This window comes from Olsenella sp. An285, assembly GCF_002159625.1.
GTDB lineage: Bacteria > Actinomycetota > Coriobacteriia > Coriobacteriales > Atopobiaceae > Thermophilibacter > Thermophilibacter avicola.
On the sequence record NZ_NFIZ01000002.1, the window covers coordinates 214659 to 239003 of the forward strand.

The window sequence follows — 24345 nt, forward strand, 5'->3', positions numbered from 1 at the left end:
CATGGGCGGGGAGAGCCGCGGCGCGCGTGGCGAGAAGGGCCGGGGCCTCGCGGGCAGGGTGCGTCCCTCGCTCGCCTCGTTCGAGCCCTACGACCCCGCCTTCACGCCGTGCAGGGTGAACCTCTCGGCGAACGAGAACACGCACGAGATGCCGGAGGAGTACGCGGACGCCGTGCGCGCCGCGCTGGCCGCGACGCCGCTCAACCGCTATCCGGACCCGATGGCCAACGCCCTGCGCAACGCCCTGGCAAAGCGCCACGGCGTCTCCCGCGGCAGCATTGTGGTGGGCAACGGCGGCGATGAGGTGCTCTTCAACCTGCTGATGGCGTTTGGAGGCCCGGGGCGCACGCTCGTCACCTGCCCGCCGGACTTCTCGGAGTACGCGCTCTTCGCGCAGATGACCGAGACCCCGCACGTGGCGGTCCCGCGCGACGCCGAGGACTTCTCGGTTGACGCCGCCGCGCTCGTGGCGGCCGCCGCGGGCGCGGCGCTCGTGATCCTCACCTCGCCCAACAACCCCACGGGCGGCCTCCTCGACCGTGCTGTCCTGCGTCGCCTTCTGGACGAGACGGACGCCCTCGTGCTCGTGGACGAGGCATACGTGGAGTTCGCCCCGGAGGGCACGAGCGTCGTGGGCCTCGTTGCCTCCGAGCCGCGCCTCGTGGTGTTGCGCACGCTCTCCAAGGCCTTTGGTCTCGCAGGCGTGCGCGCGGGCTACCTCGTGGCGGACCCGACGGTCGTGGACGTCCTGGGGGCCGTGCGTCAGATATACTCCGTTGACGTGCTCGCACAGGCCGCCGCGCTCGCCGCGGTCACGCACCGGGACGCCCTCGCGCCCGTCGTGGCGGACGTGGTGGCCGAGCGGGAGCGCCTCTCGGCCGGCCTCTCTGCGCTCCCCGGGGTGCGCACGTGGCCATCCGCCGGCAACTTCGTGCTCGTGCGGGTGGCAGGCGCCCACCGCGTGTGGGAGCGTCTGCGCGACGAGCACTCCGTCCTGGTGCGCGACTTCTCGTCTGCGCCGGGGCTTGAGGGGTGTCTCAGGATCTCCGTGGGCACGCGCGAGGAGAACGACGTTCTTCTCGACGCGCTCGCGACGCTTTTGAGGGAGGAAGCATGACCAGGACCGCCAAGGCCGTCCGCGCCACCGCAGAGACCGACATCGGACTGTCCGTCGACCTCGACGGGACGGGCGCCTACGACATCGAGACCGGCGTGGGCTTCTTCGACCACATGCTCGCCGCGTTCTCCCGGCACTCGCTCGTGGACCTCACCGTCCGCGTGAAGGGCGACACCCAGGTGGACGACCACCACACCGTGGAGGACACGGGCATCGTGCTGGGCCAGGCCCTGCGCGAGGCGCTGGGGGACAAGCGCGGCATCCGGCGCTTTGGCTCTGTCATGGTGCCGCTGGACGAGGCGCTCGTGATGGCCGCCGTGGACGTCTCCGGCCGCGGCGAGCTCTACTGGGACGTGCCGATCGGCCCCGCCAAGGTGGGGACCTTCGACACCGAGCTCGGCCACGAGTTCTTCTGCGGCCTGGCGCGCGAGGCGGGCGTCACGCTTCATCTGCGCCTCGTGTGCGGCGAGAACGCCCACCACATCCTCGAGGCTACCTTCAAGGCCGCGGCGCGGGCTCTGCGCGAGGCCGTGGAGCCGGACCCGCGCGTCGAGGGCGTGCCGTCCACCAAGGGGAGCCTGTGATGACGGGCCCCGCGGGCGCGGGCCGCATCGTCGTCGTCGACTACCACAAGGGCAACATCAGCTCCGTGGTGCGCGGCCTGGTGGAGGCGGGCGGCACCGCGGCGGTCTCCGACGTCCCCGACGAGATCCGCGCCGCCTCCGGCGTGGTGCTGCCCGGTGTGGGGAGCTTCGGGGACGCGATGGGCTACCTTCGCAAGAGCGGAGAGGCGGACGCCGTGCTGGACGCGATCGGTCGCGGCGTGCCCTTCCTCGGCATCTGCCTGGGCCTCCAGCTCCTCTTCGAGCGCGGCAACGAGACGGACGACGGCTCGTGGGCCGAGGGCCTGGGCGTGCTCCCCGGCTCTGCCACGCGCCTGGAGTCCGACCGCCTCAAGGTTCCGCACGTGGGCTGGGACCAGCTCCACCTGACGGAGCGCGGTCGCGCGTGCCCGCTCTTCTCGGCCGTGCCCGAGGGCGCCAACGTCTACTTCACGCACTCCTTCGCCCTTGCGGACGACGTTCCCGACGAGGTGGTGGCGGCCCGCACGCACTACGTGCGCAGCTTTGCCTCCGCCGTGTGGCGCGACAACGTCTTTGGCGTGCAGTTCCACCCGGAGAAGTCCTCCGCGGTGGGGCTCGCCATGCTCCGGGGTTTCGTGGCGGTGGTCGGCGGCGCGGCCGGCGGACACCCGAGCGCGTTGGGATAACACTCGCGGCTTGACTTTTGCCGCCTGGGTATCTGCTGTTATATAAAGTGAAAACAATCTGTGCGTGTTATCTGGAGGTGCGGCATGATCCTCTTTCCCGCAATCGACCTGGTGGGCGGCCGCGTGGTGCGCCTCGCGCGCGGCGAGCGCGCCCACATGGACGTCTACTCCGACGACCCCGCCGCCGTTGCGGAGTCCTTCCGCGACGCCGGTGCGGAGTGGGTCCACGTGGTCGACCTCTCGGCCACGCTGGAGGAGGACGACGCCGCCCGCGCCGCAAATGCTGCGGCCATCCGTGCGATCTGCTCTGTCCCCGGCATCTCCGTGGACGCCGGCGGCGGCGTGCGCGACCTCGCGGCGGTGGAGCGCCTGGCGGAGCTGGGCGTGCGCCGCATCGCCATCGGCACGGCGCTCGTGCGCGACCCCGCGTTCGCCGCTGAGGCCGCCCGCAGCTTTGGCGAGCTCGTGGTGGCGGACGTGGCGGCGCGCGGGGGAGAGGTGCGCGTGAACGGCTGGCGCGAGGGCGCCTCGCTCTCCGCAGACGAGCTCGTGGCGCGCCTCGCGGGGCTGGGCTACCGGCACCTGGTGTTCACGGATGTGGCGCGCGACGGCATGCGCTGCGGCGTGGACGCGGAGGTGTACCGTCACGTGGCAGAGGTCGCGGGCTTTCCCGTGGTGGCCTCGGGCGGCATCGCGAGCCTGGACGACCTGCGCGCCCTGGTCGCCCTGGGGCCGGGCGTGGTGGAGGGCGCCATCACCGGGCGAGCCCTCTACGAGGGGTCCTTCTCGCTCGAGGACGCGCTCGCCGCCGCCCGCGCGTAACATGACAAAGGGACAGTCCCTTTGTCACGTTATGTCAGCCGAGGAGGAGGGGAACATGCAGTACCGCACCAACCCGCGCAATGGGGACCGCATCTCCGCGCTCGGCCTGGGGTGCATGCGCTTTCCCGGCCCGCCCGGTCGCCCCGACCCCGTGCGGGCGCGCGAGCTCACCGCCCGTGCTGTGGAGCGTGGCATAAACTACCTGGACACCGCCTACCTCTATCCCGGGAACGAGGCCTGCGTGGGCGCCACGCTCGAGGAGCTGGGCCTGCGCGACCAGGTGCTTCTTGCCACCAAGCTCCCGCACGGCTCCGTTCGAGCCCGGCAGGACCTCGACCGCATCTTCGACGAGCAGCTCCGTCGCCTGCGCACGGACCACGTTGACTACTACCTCGTCCACAACGTCACGAGCCCCGCCCAGTGGGAGCGCCTGTGCGAGCTGGGCATCGAGGACTGGATCGCCCGACAGCGCGCGGCGGGGCGCATCCGGCAGATGGGGTTCTCCTACCACGGCAGCGCGGGAGACTTCCCCGTGGTGCTGGACGCCTATGACTGGGACTTCTGCCAGATCCAGTACAACTACGCGGGAGAGACGTACCAGGCGGGTACGGCGGGCCTTCGCGCGGCCGCCGCGCGCGGCCTCGCCGTCTTTGTGATGGAGCCCCTGCTGGGAGGGCGCCTGGCGGACAGGCTGCCGGACCGCGCGCGGCGCATCATCGACGCCGCGGCCACGCCCGAGCTGGCCACACCCGCCGCCTGGGGGCTCTCCTGGGTGTGGGACCACCCGGAGGTGACGATGCTCCTCTCCGGCATGAACGCCCCCGAGCAGATAGACGAGAACGCCGCACTGGCCGAGCGCGCGCTCCCGGGGTCCCTCGCGCCCGCCCAGCACGAGGTCATCGCCCGCGTGGTGGAGGAGTTCGAGCGCACGAACCGCGTCCCCTGCACGGGGTGCAACTACTGCATGCCCTGCCCGCAGGGGATCAACATCCCCGGGTGCTTCTCGGCCTACAACGCGAGCTACGCGCACGGCTGGTTCACGGGCCTCTCGCAGTACTTCACCGCGAGCGCCATCCGCACGTCCGAGCCCAAGCTCGTGAGCAACTGCGTCCGCTGCGGGGCGTGCGCGCGCCACTGCCCCCAGCACATCGACATCCCGGCCCGCCTGGAGGAGGTGGCGCGCCGCTTCCAGCCCGGTCCCGTGGGCTGGGCCCTGCGCGCGTGGTCGCACCGGGGGTGATGGCGCCGCGACGCTGGTCCGCGGGCGCGGCTTCGTGGTGCCGGAGCTCCTTGCTACCCTCTCGAAGGTGTAGGAATCGATGCATCGAGCTGCTTTTTGAGGACTTGCATCCCGTCGTTACACTTCTAGGGGGGTAACAAAGGAGGGGGCAACAAAGACCGTCCCGCCAATCTACGTGGCATCTGGGGGGGCGTCGCCGAGCATGACCATGAGCTCCGAAGCCCTTGCCACGTACGAAGTGTAAACACCTCAGGGCGAGAAGAACCACGAGCTCTGGGATGCCTCTGCGAGCCGTTATGATTGCAGCGTCCTTCGCTCGTGCGAGGCTCGCCGGGCCCGTCCCACGCGGCGAGTCACGCGGTGAGCGAGCGAAGCGAGCGCCGAGCCGCGTGGGACGGGCCCGGCGAGCCGGGACCCCGTGCGTCGAAAGGACCCCCATGCTGACCAAGCGAGTCATACCGTGCCTGGACGTGAAGGACGGCCGCGTGGTGAAGGGCGTCAACTTCGTGGGCCTGCGCGACGCGGGCGACCCGGTCGAGCTCGCGCGCCGCTACGACAAGGAGGGCGCCGACGAGGTGGTCTTCCTGGACATCACCGCCACCTCGGACGACCGAGCCACCAAGATCGACCTCGCGAGCCGCGCCTCGGCCGAGCTTCGCATTCCCTACACGGTGGGCGGGGGCTTCCGTGACGTGGCGTCCTGCCGCGAGATGATCGCCGCCGGCGCGGACAAGGTCTCGCTCAACTCCGCCGCGGTCAAGGACCCGAGCCTCATCACCGCCGCCGCGGCTGCCTTTGGCTCCCAGGCCGTCATCTGCGCCATCGATGCCAAGCGCGTGGGCGAGGCGGACAAGTGGGAGGTCTATCTCGCGGGCGGACGCGTTGCCACGGGCATCGACGCCGTCTCCTGGGCCGAGGAGGCCGCGCGCCGCGGCGCCGGGGAGATCCTCCTCACGAGCATGGACCGCGACGGCACCAAGGACGGCTTCGACCTCGCGCTCACCCGCGCGGTCGCGCGCGCCGTGCCCATCCCGGTGATCGCGTCGGGCGGCGTGGGCACGCTCGAGCACTTTGCCGAGGGCATCATCGAGGGCGAGGCCGACGCCGTGCTCGCCGCGAGCGTCTTCCACTTTGGCACGTTCACCATCCGCCAGGTCAAGGAGTACATGGCCAGCCAGGGCATCCCCGTGAGGCTGGACTTCTAGGGGCGGGCGTCGCTCTCGCTCCGTGCTGCGTGGTGAAAAAGCCGGCCAGGGCACGGATTCGCGAAACGGCGTTGAGGCAATTCGAGCCAGGGCACGGTGCGGACCCGCGCCGAGCCGCCCATGGGCGAGAAGAACGGCGAAACCCGTGCCACAGCCCCCAAAGCAGCAACGGCGCCGGCGCATCGGACTGCTGCGACAACCGGTCGCGTGCCCTGGACGGAAAAGCCGCAACTCCTCTCTCGCCCTCCCGTGCCGTGCCCCCGCTTTTCGCAACGCCGCGGGGTCAGTCGAGCGTGAGCGGCTCGGCCAGGGGGCTACCGTCGCCATCCAGCGTCACCGCGAGCGGGCGCGCCTGCGACGGGTCCTCGTCCGGGAAGTCGGCGCGGTGGTGCGCGCCGCGGCTCTCCGTGCGCGCGAGCATCGCGGTCACGAGCGCCCGTGCCGAGAGGGTGGCGTTTGCCAGGCGCGCGGAGCCGATCCGCGCGTTCTTCTCGTCCAGCTGATCGAGCAGGCAACCCATCTCGCGCAGGCCCTCGTCCGTGCGCCCGAGCAGGCAGCGCTCGTCCATGGCGCTCCGCAGGCCGAGAAGGGCCGCGCGGTCGCCTGCCTCCACCTTGGGCACGGCCGTGGGGCGGCCGCCTCTCCGGCGGCATGGCCGAAGACCAGGCCGTTTGCGCTCGAGAGCCCGCCGATGCGGTCCGCCCCGTGCATGCCGCCCGTGGCCTCGCCGCAGGCGTAGAGCCCCTCGACCCCGGTCCAGCCGCACTCGTCCACGAGGATGCCGCCGTTGGAGGCGTGCGCGTAGGGCGCGATGCGCACGCCGCTCGCGGGGCTGCGCCCGAACTCCCCCTCGAACCAGGAGAAGTACGTCTGCATGAACTCGGGCAGCTCGTCGGGCAGGTCGTAGGCCACCGCGGCGCCGCGCGCGCCGGCTGCGGAAAACGCGAAGTCCACCGCGCGGTCCGGGAGGCTCGCGGTGAAGGGCCCATGCCCGCCACGCTCGTCCAGGAGCTCGGCCGCGTCTGGGACGTCGAGCCCCTCCACGTGCGCGTAGCGGAAGGTGCGCTCGTTGAAGACCACGTTTCTCACCGGCTCCACGAGCCCGGGCATGATCTGGATGAACTCGACGTTCACCAGGCGCGCCCCGTGGCGCAGCGCCACCGCGGCGGCGGTGCCGGCGACGTCGGGCATCGTGAGCGTGCGCGAGAAGAGCCCGCCGAAGCCGCCCGTCGCCAGGACCACGGCCCCTGCCGTCACGGGGAGCGTCTCGCCCGACCGCAGGTTGGCGAGCTCGCCGCCGCAGACCCGCCCGTCCTTCTCGAGAAGGTCGAGCAGCTCGTGGCGGGGGAGCGCCGTCACGCCGGCTCGCTCGAGCGCGGCGGAGGTCGCGGCGCGGTACGATGCGCGCTCGAGCCCGTGCCAGCTGCGGCAGCGGCGGTCGAAGCAGGGGATGAAGTCGCGCTCGTCAGGGCGCTCGGCCCCCCGGAGCCCCACGCCGCGCCCCTCGAGCCTGGCCACGGCGGGCGCGATTCCGCGAACGAGCCCTTTCACGAGCTTGGGCAGCGCCATCCCACGGCCCACCTCGAGAATCGTGGAGACGAAGTCGTCCACGTCCCTCTCGTCTGCCGGGCCCACGAGGCCGAGACCCCACGTGCCGGGAAAGAAGCTCGAGCCGGAGAACGTCTCGCCCGTGCTCGCCAGGGCAACGCGCGCTCCCGACTCGGCCGCCGCGAGCGCCGCCTCGCAGCCCGCGATGCCGGATCCCACGACCAGCACGTCGAAATCCTGGGGACCGTGCGTCCGGCGGGTGTTACGCGTCTGGCACATGGCGTCAACCCTTCCTCTGGGCGGGATAGACTGGGTGGGGCTATGAAGGAGGTTCCGAATGACGCAAAGTGTAGCCGATTGCACCTATGCCGGAGAGCAGGTGGAGCTCGTGAGCCGCTCCGCCGCGAACGTCCGCTTTGACGAGCGCGGCCTGGTGCCGGCCGTGGTGCAGCAGGAGGGGACGGGAGAGGTCCTCATGGTCGCGTGGATGAGCGAGGAGTCGCTCGGCCTCACGCTCGAGACCGGGACCACGTGGTTCTGGAGCCGCAGCCGCCAGGAGCTCTGGAACAAGGGCGCCACGAGCGGAAACGTCCAGCGCGTGCGCCGCGTGCTCGTGGACTGTGACGCCGACACGCTGCTCGTGGTGGTGGACTCCCCGGGACCCGCGTGTCACACGGGGCACCGCAGCTGCTTCTACCGGGAGCTCTCTACCGAGAGCTGATGTCTCCCTCGGCGGCGACCTCCTGGTAGCGCGCGCCCGAGCGCACGATGGACTCGCGCACGAGGACGTCCATGGCGTCGAGGCAGATGTCGCCGGCGCCGTGGTTGCGCTTGACGACGGAGAGCTCCGTGCAGGCAAGGATGACGGCGTCGCAGCCACGTTCCGCGAGCTCGTCCACCACGCGCCCGAACTTGGAGAGGTCCGCCTCGCGGCCGGCCTTGACGTCGTCGTAGATGAGCGACATCACGTCTGCCTGGCGCTCGGGCGAGGGAGCCACGGCCTCCACGCCGAGCGCCTCGCACTCGCGCGCATAGACGCCCGCGCGCACGGTGCCGTCCGTCCCCATGATGCCCACGCGCCGGGCGCCGCGCCCGCGGACCGCCTCGAGCACGGCCTCGCGGGGCATGTGGATGATGGGGACCGAGGTGAAGGACTGGATCGTGTCGTAGAAGTAGTGGGAGGTGTTGCACGGGATGGCGATGTGCGCGCACCCCAGCGCCTCGAGGGCATGGGTGTCCGCGCGCATGGCGTCGAGCAGGGGGCCCGTCTCGCCGGTGAGGATGGCGCGGGTGCGGTCGGGCATGGAGGCGTGGCTCAGAACGACCATGTCTATGTGGTCCTGGTCCCGCTCGGCGGCGGTGTGGGCGATGACCTGGTCATAGAAGTATGACGTTGCCTCGGGTCCCATTCCCCCGATCACGCCGAGCCTCTCCATGCTGCCTCCTCTGCCGATCTCGCACCTACTGCTGACGGGACACTATACCCCGAGGGTGTCAAGGCCCTGTGAACGTGGGCCCGACCCGGCGCGGCGGCCGGGCCCGGCATGTGATAGGGTGGTCACGCAGGGCCGCGAAGAGGGAAGCGAGGGCGATCATGGGCGTGCGCACCGCAAACGTGCAGGACGGGGACATCGGGAGGACCCTCACGGGCCTCGCCGAGGTGATTCACTCCCGCCGCGAGGCGTCTCCTGAGAGCTCCTACACGGCCCGCCTGCTCACGGACGTCGAGGACGAGCTCCTGAAGAAGCTCGCCGAGGAGGCCTCCGAGGTCATCATGGCGTGCAAGGACAACGATCACGATCACATCCGCTATGAGGCGGCCGACCTCGTCTATCACCTCATGGTCACGCTCGAGCGCTACGGGGTCTCCGTGGCCGAGCTCGCGGGGGAGCTCGACGCCCGACACAGGTAACAGGTAGCGGCCTTCCTGCGCCTCCTTTGGCAGTGTGTAAGGCAGATGAACGTGCCAGCGCGCCCGTTTGCGCCCCACCTACGAGTCAAATAGAATGGCGAGCAGCTTTATCTGACGAATCTGTAAGCAGAAGGAAGGAACGCGGTGCATCGCAATCATACTCTTCCGAGGTTCTCCTTCGGCGTCGCCGCCGTGCTCACGGCGGCTCTTGCCATCCCTCCGGTGATCTCGCCCGTGGTGGCCTCCGCCGCCACCTCCGCCGAGCTCCAGTCCGAGCTCGACTCCGCACGTGCCGAGCTCGACGTCCTCGACAGCCAGATCTTGACCGCCACGCGCGAGCTCGAGATCGCGCAGTCCGACCTCGAGCAGACCGAGGCGGACATCGAGGCGGTCACCGCCAGCATCCAGGAGAACGAGGCCAAGCTCGCCGAGAAGCGCTCCACGCTCTCCGGCATGATGTCCGACAACTACAAGACGGCGGACAACGTCCTCTCGTTCGTCCTGGGCGCCACCGACTTCGAGGAGCTCGTCTCCCGCGTCTTCTACGCCAACAAGATGTCCGACACGCTCTCCAGCGCCATCAGCGAGGTCGTGACGCTCCAGTCGCAGCTCGACAGCGAGAAGGCCGAGCTCGAGCAGAAGCGCTCCGACCAGGAGGCCCAGACGCAGCAGCTCGCCGCGAACGCCCAGTCCTTCCAGGACGCGCGCAACCAGCAGGCCAGCTACGTGAACGGGCTCTCCGCCGACGTTCAGGCCGCCCTCGAGCAGGAGCGCCAGGCCGAGCTCGAGCGCCAGCGCCAGGAGGCCGAGGAGGCCCTGCGCCAGGAGCAGGAGGCCATGGAGAACCAGCAGCAGGGCGGCTCCACCTCCTCCGACGGCGGCAGCAACGGCTCCGCGTCCGGCTCCGATGACGCCGCCGGCAACGACGGCGGGTCCACGAGCAACGGCGGCGCCTCCAACGGCGGGTCCACCTCCAACGGTGGCTCCACCTCCAACGACGGCGGCTCCAACACCGGCAACACCGGCGGGTCTGTCGCCAAGCCCGACCCCGAGCCCAGCACCCCCTCCATCCCCTCCCAGCCGAGCAGCGTCAAGCAGGCTGCCGTGAGCGCCGCCATGACGGTCCTGGGCTACCCCTACGTCACCAACGGCAGCTACCCCAGCGAGGGCTTTGACTGCTCCGGCCTGGTCTGGTGGGCCTACCAGCAGGCGGGCGTGAGCATCCCGCGCTCCCAGGGCAGCGGCATGTATCCCACCGTCCTCAACAGCGGCACCTGGACCACCGACCCGTACAGCCTCTCCGTGGGCGACCTCGTCTTCTACTCCTACAACGGCGGGGCCTCCACCTACCACGTTGCCATGTACATCGGCGGCGGCCAGGTCATCCACGCCAACGGCATCGACGTGTGCATCACCGGCGTGTACTACGACACCGGCTTCATCGGCGGCGGGTCGATCCTGTAGCAAAGACGTTCGCCGGAGCGCCGGCGAGAACTCGCATGCGTACCCCGAGCCCGCCCGGCTTGGGGTACGCATGTGTCATGTGTGACGAGCGGAAACGGAGCGTGCGCCCAATGATCGAGGTTCGCGACCTAACGTTTGAGCAGATGGAGCAGCGTGCCCGGGAGGCCGGGACGACCCTTCCCATCGAGCAGACCGAGCTCTGGTCGCGCTTCGAGGCCACGGTGCCCGGGCGCACCCCCTGGGGCGCCTGCGAGATCGTGAGGGACGGTGACCCCATGGGCTTCGTCTCGCTCATCGAGTACGAGACCCACGGCTACCGCTACCTGCGCGCGCACCATGCGCCGGTCTGGGTGGGGGAGCCCTCCCCCGAGCAGGAGGACGAGGCCCTCGCCGCCCTTGCGGCGCACCTGCACGCGCGCGACAGGAAGCAGGTCTTCGTGCGCCTGGCCGTTTCCGCTGAGCTCGACCGCTGCTGCGAGACCCTCTCCACGCTGCCGTACGACACCACCGTCGTGGTGGACCTCACGGGAGGGGAGGACGAGATCCTCGCCCGCATGAAGCCGCGCGGCCGCCGCGACGTGCGCAAGGCCCTGCGCGAGAGCCCCGTGGAGTGCGCGGACGAGACCGAGCGCGCCACCGAGTCCTTCGAGGAGTACCACGCGCTCATGCGCGAGACCGCGGAGCGCGACGGCTTCTCCTGCGCGCCCGTCGACTACTTCCAGAACATGATTCGCACCCTCGGGCCCGAGCACTGCCGCGTCTTTGCCGGCCGCATCGACGGCGAGCTCGTGACCTGGGCCATCGACACCGTCTACGAGGGCGTCTCCGTGCACTACTACGCCGCTTCCAAGAGCGGTTCCGTCCGTGCCTACGCCACGGACAAGCTCGTGTTCTTCGAGTGCTGCGCCCTCGCCGAGAGGGGCGTGACCGCCTTCGACCTCATGGGCATCGGCTCCGACCGCTTCCCCGAGATGCTGACGCTCAACAAGTTCAAGACCAAGTTCTCCAAGGAGACGGCGCCCGTCGCGCCGGACCGAGACCTCCCGCTCTGCCCGCGCTTCTACGGCGCGCTCGTCGCGGCCAAGAAGCTGCGCGCCAAGGCGCGCTCCCATGCGAGCGGGGAGAAGGACGCGTGAGCCGCGGGGAGGGTCCGCGCGGCGCCCACTTTGCGAGCGAGGCCGGGCGCGCGCGACGCGACGGCGGCTCGGGAAAGCACTTCTCCGCCTCCGCTCAGGGCGCCAAGGGGGGCGACGAGGTCCCGGCGAGCGCCGAGGGGGACGCTGATAAGGACGTCGAGCCGGTCGCGAGCGACGACGATGACTTCTCCTCCTCGGGCGACTACGAGAGCGTGGGCCGCTCCGCGCGCCTGATGACCGGCCTCATCGTGGTGAGCCGCGTCACGGGCTTCGTGCGCACGTGGGTCATGGGCGTGGCGCTCGGCGTCTCGCTCCTCTCCACCTCCTACCAGGTGGCGCAGAACCTTCCCGCGATGCTCTACGACCTCGTGATGGGCGGCATGCTCGTCACCGCCTTCCTGCCCGTCTACATGGACGTGCGCCGCAGGCGCGGAAAGCGCGGGGCGGAGGAGTACATCGGCAACCTCCTCGGCATCCTGCTCCTCCTCTTGGGGGTGCTCTCGCTCGCCGCCTCGGTCTTTGCCCCGGCCTTCATCTGGACGCAGTCGTTCATGAGCGGCGACGCAGACGGCATGGACACGGCGGTCCTCTTCTTCCGCTTCTTCGCGTTCCAGATCCTCTTCTACGGGCTCTCCTCGGTCTTCTCGGGCGTGCTCAACGCGCACCGCGACTACTTCTGGAGCAACCTCGGGCCCATCCTCAACAACGTCGTTGTCATCACGGGGTTCGCGCTCTTCCCGGTGCTCGAGCACGTGAACGAGCTCCTTGCCGTCATCGTGCTCGCCGTGTCCGCCACTTTGGGCGTGTTCGTGCAGATGGCCTGCCAGATACCGGCGCTGCACCGCCACGGCATCCACCCGCGCGTGCACGTGGACTTCCACGACCCCGCCCTGCGCCAGACGCTCTCCCTGGGCATCCCCACGCTCGTTGCCACCGTCTGCACCTTCCTCACCACCTCGGTGCAGAACGCCGCGGCCCTCGTGGTGCAGCCCGAGACCGGTGCCTCGGTCATCTCCTACGCGCGCCTGTGGTACACGCTGCCCTACGCCCTTCTCGCCGTCTCCCTCACCACGGCCCTCTACACCGAGCTCGCTCGCGACGCCGCGCGCGACGACCTCCCGGCCGTACGCCGCGGGGTCTCCACGGGCATAGGCCAGATGATGTTCTACCTCATTCCCTTTGCCCTCTACCTCATGGTGTTCAGCACACCGCTCAACATGATCTACTGCGCGGGCAAGTTCTCCCTCGAGGGCGTGGCGCTCGTGAGCGAGTACCTGCGCTTCCTCGCGGTGGCCCTGCCGTTCTACGGCATGTTCGCCCTCATGCAGAAGAGCTGCTCTGCCCTCATGAACATGAAGCCCTACGCGGTGGCGTGCATCCTCGGAGCCGTGGGGCAGATCGCCGTGGTCCTGGGCGTGGGCGTGGGGCTGGGAGCGGGCATGCCCGCCATCGCCGCCTCCACCGCCGTGTCCTACATCGCCTCGGACATCGGCGCGCTCGTCTGGATGCGCGGCCGGCTCCACGGCATCCAGCTCAGGACCATCCTGCACGGCGTCTTCTTCGGGCTTCTGCTCGGCGGCCTCGGCGCCGCCGCGGGCGGTGGCGTCTACGCCCTGCTCGAGGCCGTGATCGGTCCCGTGACGGGGTCGCTTGCCCAGTCCTTTGCCTATGTTGCCGTTGCGGGCACGGTCTCGCTCCTGGTCACCTTCGTGCCCGCCGTCGTACTGCGCCTGCCCGAGGCGGCCATGATCTCCTCGGTCACCCGGCGCTTCTCAAAGTAGAGAGGTTACCCGCATGTCTGCGAACGCCCCCAAGACTCCCGCCTCCCGTCCCTTCGTGCCCATTCTCCTGGGCACGGAGATCGCGGGCTACGGCATGGCCCGCGCCTTCTACGAGCGCTACGGCGCAAGGAGCGTGGTCTACGGCACCTTCCCGCTCACGCCCACCTCGCACTCCAAGTTCATCGAGGTCCGCATAGACCCCGAGTTCTCGGACCCCGACCGCTTCGTCGAGGTGCTCAACGCCGACGCCGAGCGCTACCGCGGCAAGGTTGCGCTCGTGGTGCCCTGCGGGGACGACTACGCCCTGCTCCTTGCGCGCGTGAAGCACCGACTCGACCCCGTCTACGCCTGCGTGTGCCCCGAGCCCGAGGTCATCGAGGCGCTTCTCGACAAGGCGGCCTTCTACCGACAGTGCGAGAAGACCGGCGTGAGCCACCCCGCCACGGTGGCCATCTCCGGGCCCGAGGTGCCCGAGCTGCCGTTTGGCTCCCCGTACGTGCTCAAGCCGGCCGATCCCGCTGCCTACCGCGCCCACCCCTTCGAGGGCCAGAAGAAGGCCTACGTCCTCTCCGACCGCGCGCAGCTCGAGCGCACGGCGCGTCTCGTGTACGAGGCCGGCTACCCCGGGCAGATGATCGTCCAGGACTTCGTCCCCGGCGACGACGACCGCATGCGCGTGGTCAACGGCTACGTTCGCGAGGACGGCACCGTCACGCTCATAGCCCTGGGCCACCCGCTCCTCGAGGACTACTCGCCCATGGCCATCGGCAACTACGCCGCCATCCTCTCCTATGGTGACGACGGCATCTACGACATGGTGGAGAAGTTCATGCGCGGCATCCCGTACCGTGGCTTCTTCAACATAGACATGAAGTACGACGAGCGCGACGGCTCGTACCGCCTCTTCGAGGTCAACCCGCGCGCCGGGCGCAGCAGCTTCTTCGCCACCCTTGCCGGGCACAACCTCTCCCAGTACGCGGTGGACGACTTCGTGGACGGCGGTCGCCTCGAGCCCGTCCGCGCCTTCGACGAGGTGCTCTGGCTCGGCATCCCCCGGAGCGTCTTCAGGCGCTACACGCCGGACTCCGCCGACAAGCGCCGCGCGCTCGAGCTCATCTCCCAGGGCAAGGTGGGCACCACGCTCTTTGGGGCGGGGGACCGCGACCCGCGCCGCCTGGTTGCCATGGGCAAGCTCTGGCTTCGCTACGTCGACGACTATCGCCGCTACTTCGGTGACCGAGAGCTGGACGCCTGATGGGCGCGGGCGAGAAGAACCTCGGGCCCGCGGCCGAGGAGCTGCGCGCGGAGCTCGCGCGTCGCACGGGCACGCGCGCGGGGGAGTGGCACCTCGTCCTCAAGGCCCGCTACGGAATGCTGGCGGCCTTCGAGGTCCTGCGCGCGCGGGGAGGGGAGGGCTCCGTGGTCACGCAGCCCTTCACCTGCTGCACGGCGGTCGACCCCATAGTCTCTGCCGACCTTCGTCCCGTCTACGCCGAGCTCTCGCCCCGCTCGCTCGCCGTGGATCCCGAGGGCCTCTCGCTCCCGGGGGACGTGCGGGCCGTGGTGCTCCAGAACACCTGCGGCATCATCCACGAGGGGGACGCCTCCGCCCTTGCGCTCGCGGCGTACGGGGCCGGTGCGATCCTCGTGGAGGACTGCGCGCATTGCGTGGGCCGCATGGCCCGCGACGCCGCGGGCGAGCCCCTCGCGGACGTCTCGGTGCACTCCTTCGGCGTGGAGAAGATGCTCCGCACGAGCTTTGGCGGGGCCATCTGGGTGAACCCGCGCATGGCGGACGCCTCGCTGCGCGCGGCCCTCGAGTCCGCGCTCGACGCCCTGCCCGAGATGACGCCCTCGCGCCAGAGGGCAACCCGCCTCTATAGAAACGAGATTCGCGTCCTCAACCGCCTGCCGCGCCCCGCCGCCCGCGCGCTGCGCGGCGCCCTCGAGCGTACGGGTCTCTTCGAGCCCGCCGTCACGGACGCCGAGCGCTCGGGCAGGGTCTCGGGCACGCCGGCGCGTCCGGACGAGTGGGTCTGCTCGCGAGCCCTTGAGGCGCTCTCCTCGGAGGACGCCCAGCTCGCCCAGCGCTCGGAGGCCGTTCGTGCCTACACCCGCGCACTCGCAGCCTCGCCGCTGGGCACGGGCGCCGCGTCGCCCCTGGAGGTCCCCCGCGCCCTCGTGCCCGAGTTCTCGCAGCCGCTCCTGACCTATCCTGTGTTCCTCGCGGACGCCGATGGGGCGGACCGCGCGGTGGCGGAGGTCCTGGCTGCCGGATTCTATGCTCGTCCCTGGTACCGGCCTCTGCTCTATCCCGGCGCGCTGGATGCCGGCGCCTACGAGCTGCCCGCCGCGGGCGCGCTGCCGCTCACGGAGCGCTGCTCCGCGGGCGCGGTCATGCTTCCCACGGACGTCTCGCCCGAGGACGCGGAGCGCATCGCCGGCATCGTGGTCCGCGTCGCGGGACGGTAGCTCTTCTCGGCACTTTCTTGCTCGCGATGGTCCGCTGACGCGGTTGCGCGTTGCGCAATCGCGGGCTGGGGCACAAGTCTGCTTCGCAGCGCTTCGAAAAGCGGGGCGAGGGCACGATGGCTGACGGTATGCGGCTCGCTCTTTCCGTCCATCTCTCTCATAGATTATTCTCCACGTTAAAATTATCAAGCCGCATTAAGCTGCATGATGAGCATGACGTGCGTTGCGAGTTACTCTTGTGCCCTGGCTCTGTTTTTCACAACTCTCCGTCTCCCGCTCGTGCCCCAGCCGCGATTCTTGCAACGCGATGTTGGGCAGCCCGCGATGCGGAGCGCGACGGGCGTGCAAGATTTCTTGACGTCGTGCCGAGCGGCCATCTGTTGGGTATGCTGGGATAGCGGTCTGAAGGTGGGTTCGGTCGAAGGGGGGCACTGGTGGACAGACGCGAACAGGGGCCGGCTGATCACCAGCGCATGCCCACGCTCGCCGAGCAGGTTGCCAAGGTCCCCACCGATCCCGGCTGCTACCTCTGGAAGGACGGGCAGGGCACGGTGGTCTACGTGGGCAAGGCCAAGAACCTGCGCGCCCGCATGCGCCAGTACGTGACCCTGCAGGACGAGCGCGAGAAGATCCCGCTCATGATGCAGGTCGTCAGGTCCTTCGACTACGTGGTGGTGGGCTCCGAGCACGAGGCGCTGGTGCTGGAGCGCAACCTCATCGCGCAGTATCACCCCTACTTCAACGTCGACTTCAAGGACGACAAGTCCTATCCCTACATCGCCATCACGGAGTCCGACGTCTTTCCGGCCATAAAGTACACGCGCGAGAAGCACCGCAAGGGCACGCGCTACTTTGGCCCGTACACCGACGCTCGTGCCGCCCGCGAGACCATAGACACCCTGCGCAAGGTCATCCCCATCTGCATGGCCACCTGCGTGGAGTGGAAGCGCGCCCGGCGCCTGCTCGAGAAGAACCCGGACCAGGCGGCCGTGGCCAACCTCATGCTGGCCGAGAGGTGCCGCCCGTGCTTCGACTACCACGTGGGGCGCGGGCCGGGCGTGTGCGCCGGCATGATAGACACCGTCGAGTACGCCCGTCACGTGCGCCAGGTGGAGAGCTTCCTGCAGGGGCATCGCTCGCAGGTGGTGGGGGAGCTCACCGAGCAGATGCGCGCCGCCGCCGCCGACCTCGACTTCGAGCGGGCGGGGCGCATCAAGGCGCGCCTGGACGGCATCTCCGCCCTGGACGACCGCCAGCAGGTGGTCTTCTCGTCGAGCGTGAGCCTCGACCTCGTGGGGGTCTACCGCGAGGAGACCATCAGCTGCGCCTGCGTCTTCGCCGTGCGCGAGGGTAGGACCGTCCGCTCGGTTGAGTTCGTGCTGGACAAGGGGCTCGACGTCTCCGAGGAGGAGCTCGTGGGCGGCTTCGTCAAGCGCTACTACGACGAGACGGCGGACGTTCCCGCCGAGGTCGACCTGCCGGTCGGGCTCTCGGACGCCGAGGTGGTGGAGGGCTGGCTCACCGAGAAGCGCGGGCATGTGGTGCGCCTCCACCGCCCGCAGCGCGGCGAGAAGCGCCATCTGCTGGACATGGCCTCAGAGAACGCCCGGCACGCGCTCATGCGCTACATGGTGCGCACGGGCTATGCGGACGACCGCACGAACAAGGCGCTCCTTCAGCTGGAGAGCGCCCTTGCGCTCGACGCCCCGCCGATGCGCATAGAGTGCTTCGACATCTCCACGCTGCACGGCCACTTCACGGTGGCCTCCATGGTGGTCTTCACCAACGGGCGGCCGGACAAGTCCCAGTACCGCCGCTTCAAGATCCAGACTCCCCTCGAGGAGGCAAACGACTTCGTCTCCATGTCAGAGGTCCTGGGCAGGCGCTACTCCCCGGAGCGCATGGCCGACGGCCGCTTTGGCTCGCGCCCGGACCTCCTTGTGGTGGACGGCGGAAAGCCCCAGCTCACGGCGGCGATCGAGCAGCTGGAGAGCCTGGGGCTGGACATTCCGGTCTGCGGGCTCGCCAAGTCCGACGAGGAGATCTTCGTCCCCTGGGACGACACGCCTGTCGTGCTGCCCTCCGGTTCGCCCTCCCTCTACCTCATCAAGCAGGTGCGCGACGAGTCCCACCGCTTTGCCATCACGTTCCACCGCGAGCTCCGCGACAAGGCGATGACGGTCTCCGTGCTGGACGACGTGCCGGGCGTGGGGCCCAAGCGCAAGCGCGCGCTCATGAGGCGCTTTGGCTCGCTCAGGCGCATGCGCGAGGCGAGCGAGGAGGAGATCGCGCAGACCCCGGGCGTCCCTGCCGAGGTGGCAGCCGCGGTGTGGCAGGCACTGCGCGCCTGGAGGGACGAGAAGGCCTCGTCCTGAGCTGGCCGGGCTGCGAACTGGTTCCATCTTGTGTCGGAAAGATAATACCACTGGCTGAAATGGAATCAATCTCACATTAGTGCGCTAAAGCGGTAATAAGTTAGTTATCTGCAGTTCATTCAAAACGACCAGTTTGATTACCGGCACGACGTCGGTCGAAAACTAACTATGACCAGAATACCAGTTAGGGTCTCAGTTTACCTGTTGGTAACCGTCTGGGGTGCCCGTTGGTGCCGTTTGCCTGTTTGTCAGGAGGAGTTCAGAAGAATGTTCGTAATGTAAACAGAGAAGGGACGACCGCTGCCACGAGGCGGTCGCAGGAGGAGAAAAGGAAGAGACTATGAAGAAGCTCATGAACAGCGCCGTGTCTCGTCGTGCGTTCCTTGGTGGGACCGCTGCGGCGTCCGCGCTCGCGCTTGCCGCGTGCGGCGGCGACACCGGCGGCGAGACCACTGGCGACGAGGGCGGCGAGACCACCTCTGGCGGCGGAACCATCACCGCCGGCTCCGCGTACGCGCCGTCCGAGTACAACCCGACGAAGACCTCCTCGGCCTTCTGCCTGGGCTCCAACTGGCACGTCCTCGAGGGCCTCTACGGCACCGACCCGCACGACTACTCCACCTTCCCCGAGCTCGCCACCGGCGACCCGGAGCAGGTTGACGACACCACCTTCACCGTCACCATCCGCGATGGCGCTGCCTTCTCCGACGGCAACCCCGTGACCGCCGCCGACGTGGTCGAGGCCTTCGACCGCACCAAGGCCGACGCCACCTACGGCGCCTTCCTCGCCCCGATCGACTCTCTCGAGGCCACCGACGACACCACCGTCACCATCAAGACGGCCATCGCCAACTTCTCGCTCCTCAAGGAGCGCCTGGCGCTCGTCCGCGTCTTCCCCGCCGGCACCTCCGACGAGGGCCTCTCCAGCAAGCCGGTTGGCTCCGGCCCCTGGATGTACGACGCCATCACGGACAACACCGTCGACCTCCTGCCCAACCCCAACTACAACGGCTCCTATCCCGCCGAGGACGCCGGCCTGCACTACGACATCCTCGTCGACGCCACCGCGCGCATGACCGCTCAGCAGCAGGGCACCACGCTCGTCATGGAGTCCGTCACCGCCGACGCCATCGAGATGATCGAGTCCGCCGGCTGCAAGGTCGACCAGGTCCAGGGCTTCGGCACCCGCTTCATCATGTTCAACACCGCCAAGGCTCCGTGGGACAACAAGGTCGCCCGCCAGGCCGTGATGTACGCGATCAACACCGACCAGATGATCGACAACATCTTCAACGGCCTCGCCGCCACCGCGTCCTCCTACATCCCCAAGGACTTCCCGAACTACCAGGAGGCCGCCACGGTCTACACCTACGACCAGGAGAAGGCCAAGTCCCTGCTCGACGAGGCCGGCGTGACCCCGAGCGCCCTCAAGATCCGCTGCACGGACAACACCCAGGCCTCCGGCATGGCCACCCAGGCCAAGCAGGACCTCGACGCCCTCGGCTTCACCTGCGAGATTGCCGAGGAGACCTCCGCTGCCACCTACGCTGCCATCGACGGCGGCACGGATGACTTCGACATCCTCATCGCCCCGGGCGATCCGTCCTGCTGGGGCGCCGACCCTGACCTGCTCCTCAACTGGTGGTACGGCGACAACGTCTGGCAGCAGACCCGCACCGGCTGGGGCAGCTCCGCCGAGTTCGCTCAGATCCGCGAGCTCATGACCGCCGCCCTCGGCCAGTCCGGTGACGAGCAGCAGGCCACCTGGAAGCAGGTCTACGACATCATCGCCGACAACGCCGTCCTCTACCCGCTGATTCACGTCCAGACCGTGACCGCCTCCTGGGCTGACGCCTCCGCCTCCCCGACCGGCACCGCCATCGAGGGCTTCGCGGGCATCGGCACCACGGGCATGAACTTCATCGGCTGCAAGACGGTCAGCGCGTAGCCTCAAGCACGTTCTCGCTTCCCACTGAAAGGCTGGGGACACAGACGTTCGAGGGGCCCGGGCAAGGATCGCTCGGGCCCCTCTTTATCCATAAGGCCTAGAGAGAGGAGAGGGTATGAACAACCTTCTGCGCCTCGTCGGCCGGCGCATCATCGCGCTGCCGATCATGGCCCTGGGCGTCACCCTGCTCGTGTTCTTCCTCATGTCCTTCACCGACCCCTCCATCCCCGCGCGCACCGTCCTCGGCGAGGGCGCGTCCCCGGAGGCGGTCGCTGAGTACATGGACGAGCATGGCATGAACGACCCGTGGCCCGTCCGCTACGTCGACTACATCGGCGGCCTCGTCCAGGGCGACCTGGGAACCTACGGCAGCCGCCAGACCCCCGTCTCCGACGCCATCGCCTCGGCCCTGCCGATCACGATGCAGCTCACGTTCTTCGGCCTGCTCCTGGCCGCGATCTTCTCGTTTACGCTCGGCGTCATCTCGGCCCTGTATCGTGACAAGTGGCCGGACCAACTGATTCGAGTGATATCAATCGCGGGAATCGCGACGCCGTCCTTCTGGCTGGCGGTCCTGCTCATCCTCGCCGTCACCCTGGGCGGCCTCACGCGCGTCTTCCCGTCCTCCGGCGCGCTTCCGAACCTCTTCACCAACCCGGGTGGTTACTTCGGCCGCATGATCATGCCCGCCATCGCCCTGGCCTTCCCGGTCATCGGTCAGATGACGCGTATCGTGCGTACCGCCATGGTCGAGGAGCTCGACAAGGACTACGTGCAGACGGCCCGCGGCTCGGGCATCCCCGAGAACGTCGTCATCGCCAAGAACGTCCTGCGCAACGCCCTCATCACCCCGGTCACCACGCTCGGCCTCAAGATCGGCTACCTCATGGGCGGCGCGGTCGTCATCGAGGTCATCTTCGCCCTCCCCGGCATGGGCACCCTCATCCAGCAGGGCATCACCGGCGGCGAGATCACGCTCGTCCAGGGCGTCGTCGTTGTCGTGGCTCTGGCCTTCGTCATCATCAACATCGTGGTTGACATGCTCTACCTGCTGATCAACCCGCGCATTAGGACGGTGTAGGCCCCATGACTAAGATTAGGGAAAACAAGACCGCCCAGCTCGAGAAGGCCGCGTCCAAGGGCCTGAAGCTCGGCGGCCTCAAGAAGATGAGCACCCCGAGCAAGATCTCGCTCGTCCTTCTCGTCCTGGTGGCGCTCTCCGCCATCCTGGCGCCCGTCATCGCGCCGCACGACCCGCTCGAGATCACGAAGGCCTACCAGCCGCCCAACGGGACCTACCTCTTTGGTACGGACAACGCCGGCCGAGACATCCTCTCCCGCATGCTCTACGGCGGCCAGTACTCGCTCGTGATCGGCTTCGGCGCCACCGCGTTCGCGCTCGTGCTCGGCTCGGTCATCGGTGCCATCGCCGCCGTCGCGCGCAAGGCCGTCTCCGAGGTCATCATGCGCGTCCTCGACGTCATCATGTCCATCCCGGGCATCGCCCTCGCGGCCATCCTGGTCCTCATCCTGGGCAACTCCGTCCCGGCCATCATCTTCTCGATCGGCTTCATGTACACGCCGCAGATCGCGCGCATCGTCCGCGCCAACGTGGTGTCCGAGTACGGCGAGGACTACGTCCGCGCGGTCATCGTCTCCGGCGCCCGCGCCCCGTGGATCCTCATGAAGCACGTCCTGCGCAACTGCATCGCCCCGATCATGGTCTTCACGGTCACCCTCGTGGCTGACGCCATCATCTTCGAGGCGTCCCTGACCTTCATCGGCGCCGGCATCGCGGAGCCCACGCCCACGTGGGGCAACATCCTGTCCTCCGCGCGCGACGGCGTCCTTCTGGGCCGCTGGTGGCAGGCGCTCTTCCCGGGCATCGCGATCATGGTCACGTGCCTCGCCCTCAACATCCTCTCCGAGGGCCTGACCGACGCCATGGCGGCTGCTCCGTCCGCCCCCGTCTCCAACGAGAACGCCGACAGCCGCCGCGAGGCCGACCTCCTCGTCGCCGACCCCGTGCGCGCCTACAAGGAGCAGGCCGACTCCCTCGCCCGTCGCCTTGGCGCCCTGCGCGAGGTCGAGCTCGCCCGCACCGACCGTCGCGTTCCCGACTACTCGGTCGAGCCCATCCTCCAGGTCAAGAACCTCTCGATCGGCTTCCCGCGCCACGGTGACGTCCACGTGGTGGACAACGTCTCCTTCGACGTGCGCCCCGGCCAGTGCATGGCCCTCGTGGGCGAGTCCGGCTGCGGCAAGTCCATCACCACCAAGACCATCATGAACCTGCTGCCGAGCAGCGCCCGCATCGAGGGCCAGATCCTCTACAAGGGCCAGGACCTCCTCAAGCTCACCAAGGAGGAGCACCGCAAGCTGCTGGGCCACGAGCTCGCGATGGTCTACCAGGACTCCCTGTCCTCGCTCAACCCGTCGATGCTCATCTCCGAGCAGATGAAGCAGCTCACGAGCCGCGGCGGCACCCGCAGCGCCGAGGAGCTCCTCGAGCTCGTCGGCCTCGACCCCAAGCGCACGCTCGAGTCCTACCCGCACGAGCTCTCCGGCGGCCAGTGCCAGCGCGTCATCATCGCCATGGCGCTCACGAGGGACCCGTCCCTCGTCATCTGCGACGAGCCCACTACGGCCCTCGACGTGACGGTCCAGAAGCAGGTCATCAAGCTCCTGAACGACCTTCAGAAGCAGCTCGGCTTTGCCATGATCTTCGTGTCCCACGACCTCGCGCTCGTGGCCGAGGTCGCCTCCGAGATCACCGTCATGTACGCCGGCCAGGTCATCGAGTCCGCCCCCACCAAGGAGCTGCTCACCAACCCGATCCACGAGTACACCCAGGGCCTGCTCGGTGCCGTCCTCTCCATCGAGGCACACGACGGCAGCCGCCTGCACCAGGTGCCCGGCTCCGTCCCGAGCCCCGCGGACTTCCCCAAGGGCGACCGCTTCGCGCCGCGCTCGAGCCACCCGACGGTGGGCCTCGATGTCCATCCCATCCTCAAGCCCGTTCCCGGCGCCGACCACCATCTCGTCTCGGAGATCCCCGACGAGGAGCTCGCGAAGAACGGTCTCGTTTCTCGACTGGAGGTGAGGTAGATGGCTGAGCAGACCCCCATCATCTTCCTTGACAACATCTCGGTCACGTTCAAGTCTCGCACGGGCTCTCTCTTCCACCCCAACCTCGTGCACGCCGTGAACGGCCTCACGCTCAAGCTCATGCCGGGCGAGACCATCGGCATCGTGGGCGAGTCCGGCTGCGGCAAGTCCACCACCGCCAACGTCATGTGCGGCCTGCAGTCGCCCACGGACGGCCACGTCTACTTCAAGGGCGACGACGTCACCAAGCGCACCGCCGAGCTCCGCAAGAAGATCGGCCGCGTGGTCTCTGTCGTGTTCCAGAACCCCGCCACGGCCCTGAACCCGCGCATGTCCGTCCACGACCAGCTGCTCGATCCGCTGATCGTGCACAAGGTGGGCAACGAGGACGAGCGCGAGGCGCGCGTCCGCGAGCTCCTCGGCATCGTGGGCCTGCCGTCCTCGGCCATGTACGCCCTGCCCGGCCAGCTCTCCGGCGGCCAGCGCCAGCGCGTCGCCATCGCCCGCGCCCTCTCCCTCCAGCCCGACGTCATCATCGCCGACGAGCCCACGTCGGCCCTCGACGTCTCCGTCCGCGCGCAGATCCTCAACCTGCTCACGGACCTCAAGAAGGAGCTCGGCCTGGCCATGGTCTTCATCAGCCACGACATCCAGACGGAGCGCTACATCTCCGACCGCATCGTCGTCATGAACCACGGCCAGATCATGGAGCAGGGCCCGGCGCAGCAGATCTTCGAGGATCCCAAGGACGCCTACACCAAGACGCTCCTCGGCGCCGCCCCGTCGCTGCTTCACCCCAACCTGGGCAAGTAGGCCCCACCCGTTCGACCGCGGGCGCGCCTCCGGGCGCGCCCGCTTTGCAGAATCGGCCAGCGGCGCGTTCTTCTCGCCGTCCCTGGCATAGCATCTGAGTGCTCCATCCAAGCTGTGGCGGACACCCCCCGCCG

The 24345-nt window shown here is 68.9% G+C and carries 21 protein-coding genes; 18 read left to right on the plus strand and 3 right to left on the minus strand.

Annotated elements, in window-relative coordinates; translation table 11 throughout:
• Window position 1: 1 nt before the first annotated feature.
• The 6 genes from hisC to hisF all read left to right on the plus strand — a co-directional run bounded on the left by hisC (window position 2) and on the right by hisF (window position 5654).
• Window positions 2-1117, plus strand: a complete 1116-nt coding sequence (gene hisC, locus B5F79_RS02480; RefSeq protein ID WP_087217319.1) for a histidinol-phosphate transaminase — start codon at window positions 2-4, stop codon at window positions 1115-1117.
• The gene (gene hisB, locus B5F79_RS02485; RefSeq protein ID WP_087217320.1) at window positions 1114-1701 is read left to right on the plus strand and encodes an imidazoleglycerol-phosphate dehydratase HisB; all 588 of its coding nucleotides are present in this window, start codon (window positions 1114-1116) and stop codon (window positions 1699-1701) included. The genes hisC and hisB overlap by 4 nt, the downstream gene beginning before the upstream one ends.
• Window positions 1701-2387, plus strand: coding sequence for an imidazole glycerol phosphate synthase subunit HisH (gene hisH / locus B5F79_RS02490; RefSeq protein WP_087217321.1), 687 nt, complete (start codon window positions 1701-1703; stop codon window positions 2385-2387). Before hisB ends, hisH begins: the two co-directional genes overlap by 1 nt.
• Before the next feature lie 84 nt (window positions 2388-2471).
• Window positions 2472-3209: a 1-(5-phosphoribosyl)-5-[(5-phosphoribosylamino)methylideneamino]imidazole-4-carboxamide isomerase gene (locus B5F79_RS02495; protein WP_087217322.1), complete on the plus strand. Its 738-nt coding sequence runs from the start codon at window positions 2472-2474 to the stop codon at window positions 3207-3209.
• A gap of 55 nt (window positions 3210-3264) precedes the next feature.
• Window positions 3265-4449 (plus strand): aldo/keto reductase, encoded by a 1185-nt coding sequence (locus tag B5F79_RS02500; RefSeq protein ID WP_087217323.1) that lies wholly within the window; start codon window positions 3265-3267, stop codon window positions 4447-4449.
• A gap of 437 nt (window positions 4450-4886) precedes the next feature.
• Window positions 4887-5654, plus strand: coding sequence for an imidazole glycerol phosphate synthase subunit HisF (gene hisF, locus B5F79_RS02505; protein ID WP_087217324.1), 768 nt, complete (start codon window positions 4887-4889; stop codon window positions 5652-5654).
• Between the two features lie 283 nt (window positions 5655-5937).
• On the opposite strand, the gene B5F79_RS11100 is transcribed toward hisF, so the two are convergent.
• Together B5F79_RS11100 and B5F79_RS02510 are read right to left on the minus strand one after the other, a co-directional pair.
• A complete protein-coding gene (locus B5F79_RS11100) occupies window positions 5938-6075 on the minus strand; it encodes a hypothetical protein (protein WP_241147236.1) in 138 nt (45 codons plus the stop codon).
• A 5-nt stretch (window positions 6076-6080) separates the two neighbouring features.
• Window positions 6081-7481: an FAD-binding protein gene (locus B5F79_RS02510; RefSeq protein ID WP_143786218.1), complete on the minus strand. Its 1401-nt coding sequence runs from the start codon at window positions 7479-7481 to the stop codon at window positions 6081-6083.
• A 58-nt stretch (window positions 7482-7539) separates the two neighbouring features.
• On the opposite strand from B5F79_RS02510, the gene hisI reads away from it, so the two are divergent.
• On the plus strand, window positions 7540-7923 hold the full coding sequence (gene hisI / locus B5F79_RS02515; protein WP_087217325.1) for a phosphoribosyl-AMP cyclohydrolase: 384 nt from the start codon (window positions 7540-7542) through the stop codon (window positions 7921-7923).
• On the opposite strand, the gene B5F79_RS02520 is transcribed toward hisI, so the two are convergent.
• Window positions 7910-8638: an aspartate/glutamate racemase family protein gene (locus B5F79_RS02520; protein WP_087217326.1), complete on the minus strand. Its 729-nt coding sequence runs from the start codon at window positions 8636-8638 to the stop codon at window positions 7910-7912. The genes hisI and B5F79_RS02520 overlap by 14 nt on opposite strands.
• 158 nt (window positions 8639-8796) lie before the next feature.
• On the opposite strand from B5F79_RS02520, the gene hisE reads away from it, so the two are divergent.
• The 11 genes from hisE to B5F79_RS02575 all read left to right on the plus strand — a co-directional run bounded on the left by hisE (window position 8797) and on the right by B5F79_RS02575 (window position 24211).
• The gene (gene hisE, locus B5F79_RS02525) at window positions 8797-9114 is read left to right on the plus strand and encodes a phosphoribosyl-ATP diphosphatase (RefSeq protein WP_087217327.1); all 318 of its coding nucleotides are present in this window, start codon (window positions 8797-8799) and stop codon (window positions 9112-9114) included.
• A 144-nt stretch (window positions 9115-9258) separates the two neighbouring features.
• Window positions 9259-10578, plus strand: coding sequence for a coiled-coil domain-containing protein (locus B5F79_RS11250; protein ID WP_087217328.1), 1320 nt, complete (start codon window positions 9259-9261; stop codon window positions 10576-10578).
• Window positions 10579-10688: 110 nt separating this feature from the next.
• Entirely contained in the window at window positions 10689-11714 is a 1026-nt protein-coding gene (locus B5F79_RS02535) for a lipid II:glycine glycyltransferase FemX (protein WP_087217329.1), read from the plus strand.
• Window positions 11711-13495 (plus strand): murein biosynthesis integral membrane protein MurJ, encoded by a 1785-nt coding sequence (murJ, locus tag B5F79_RS02540; RefSeq protein WP_241147235.1) that lies wholly within the window; start codon window positions 11711-11713, stop codon window positions 13493-13495. The genes B5F79_RS02535 and murJ overlap by 4 nt, the downstream gene beginning before the upstream one ends.
• 13 nt (window positions 13496-13508) lie before the next feature.
• Window positions 13509-14750 (plus strand): carboxylate--amine ligase, encoded by a 1242-nt coding sequence (locus tag B5F79_RS02545; RefSeq protein WP_087217330.1) that lies wholly within the window; start codon window positions 13509-13511, stop codon window positions 14748-14750.
• Complete coding sequence (locus tag B5F79_RS02550; protein WP_087217331.1) at window positions 14750-15967, plus strand: DegT/DnrJ/EryC1/StrS family aminotransferase; 1218 nt, start codon at window positions 14750-14752, stop codon at window positions 15965-15967. Before B5F79_RS02545 ends, B5F79_RS02550 begins: the two co-directional genes overlap by 1 nt.
• A gap of 473 nt (window positions 15968-16440) precedes the next feature.
• Window positions 16441-18342 (plus strand): excinuclease ABC subunit UvrC, encoded by a 1902-nt coding sequence (gene uvrC, locus B5F79_RS02555; protein WP_087217332.1) that lies wholly within the window; start codon window positions 16441-16443, stop codon window positions 18340-18342.
• A gap of 340 nt (window positions 18343-18682) precedes the next feature.
• On the plus strand, window positions 18683-20290 hold the full coding sequence (locus B5F79_RS02560) for an ABC transporter substrate-binding protein (protein ID WP_087217333.1): 1608 nt from the start codon (window positions 18683-18685) through the stop codon (window positions 20288-20290).
• Window positions 20291-20405: 115 nt separating this feature from the next.
• Complete coding sequence (locus tag B5F79_RS02565) at window positions 20406-21371, plus strand: ABC transporter permease (protein WP_087217334.1); 966 nt, start codon at window positions 20406-20408, stop codon at window positions 21369-21371.
• A 5-nt stretch (window positions 21372-21376) separates the two neighbouring features.
• Complete coding sequence (locus B5F79_RS02570; protein WP_087217335.1) at window positions 21377-23398, plus strand: dipeptide/oligopeptide/nickel ABC transporter permease/ATP-binding protein; 2022 nt, start codon at window positions 21377-21379, stop codon at window positions 23396-23398.
• Window positions 23399-24211 carry an ABC transporter ATP-binding protein gene (locus B5F79_RS02575; protein ID WP_087217336.1) on the plus strand — a complete coding sequence of 271 codons (813 nt, stop codon included), beginning with the start codon at window positions 23399-23401 and terminating at the stop codon, window positions 24209-24211.
• Window positions 24212-24345 lie beyond the last annotated feature (134 nt).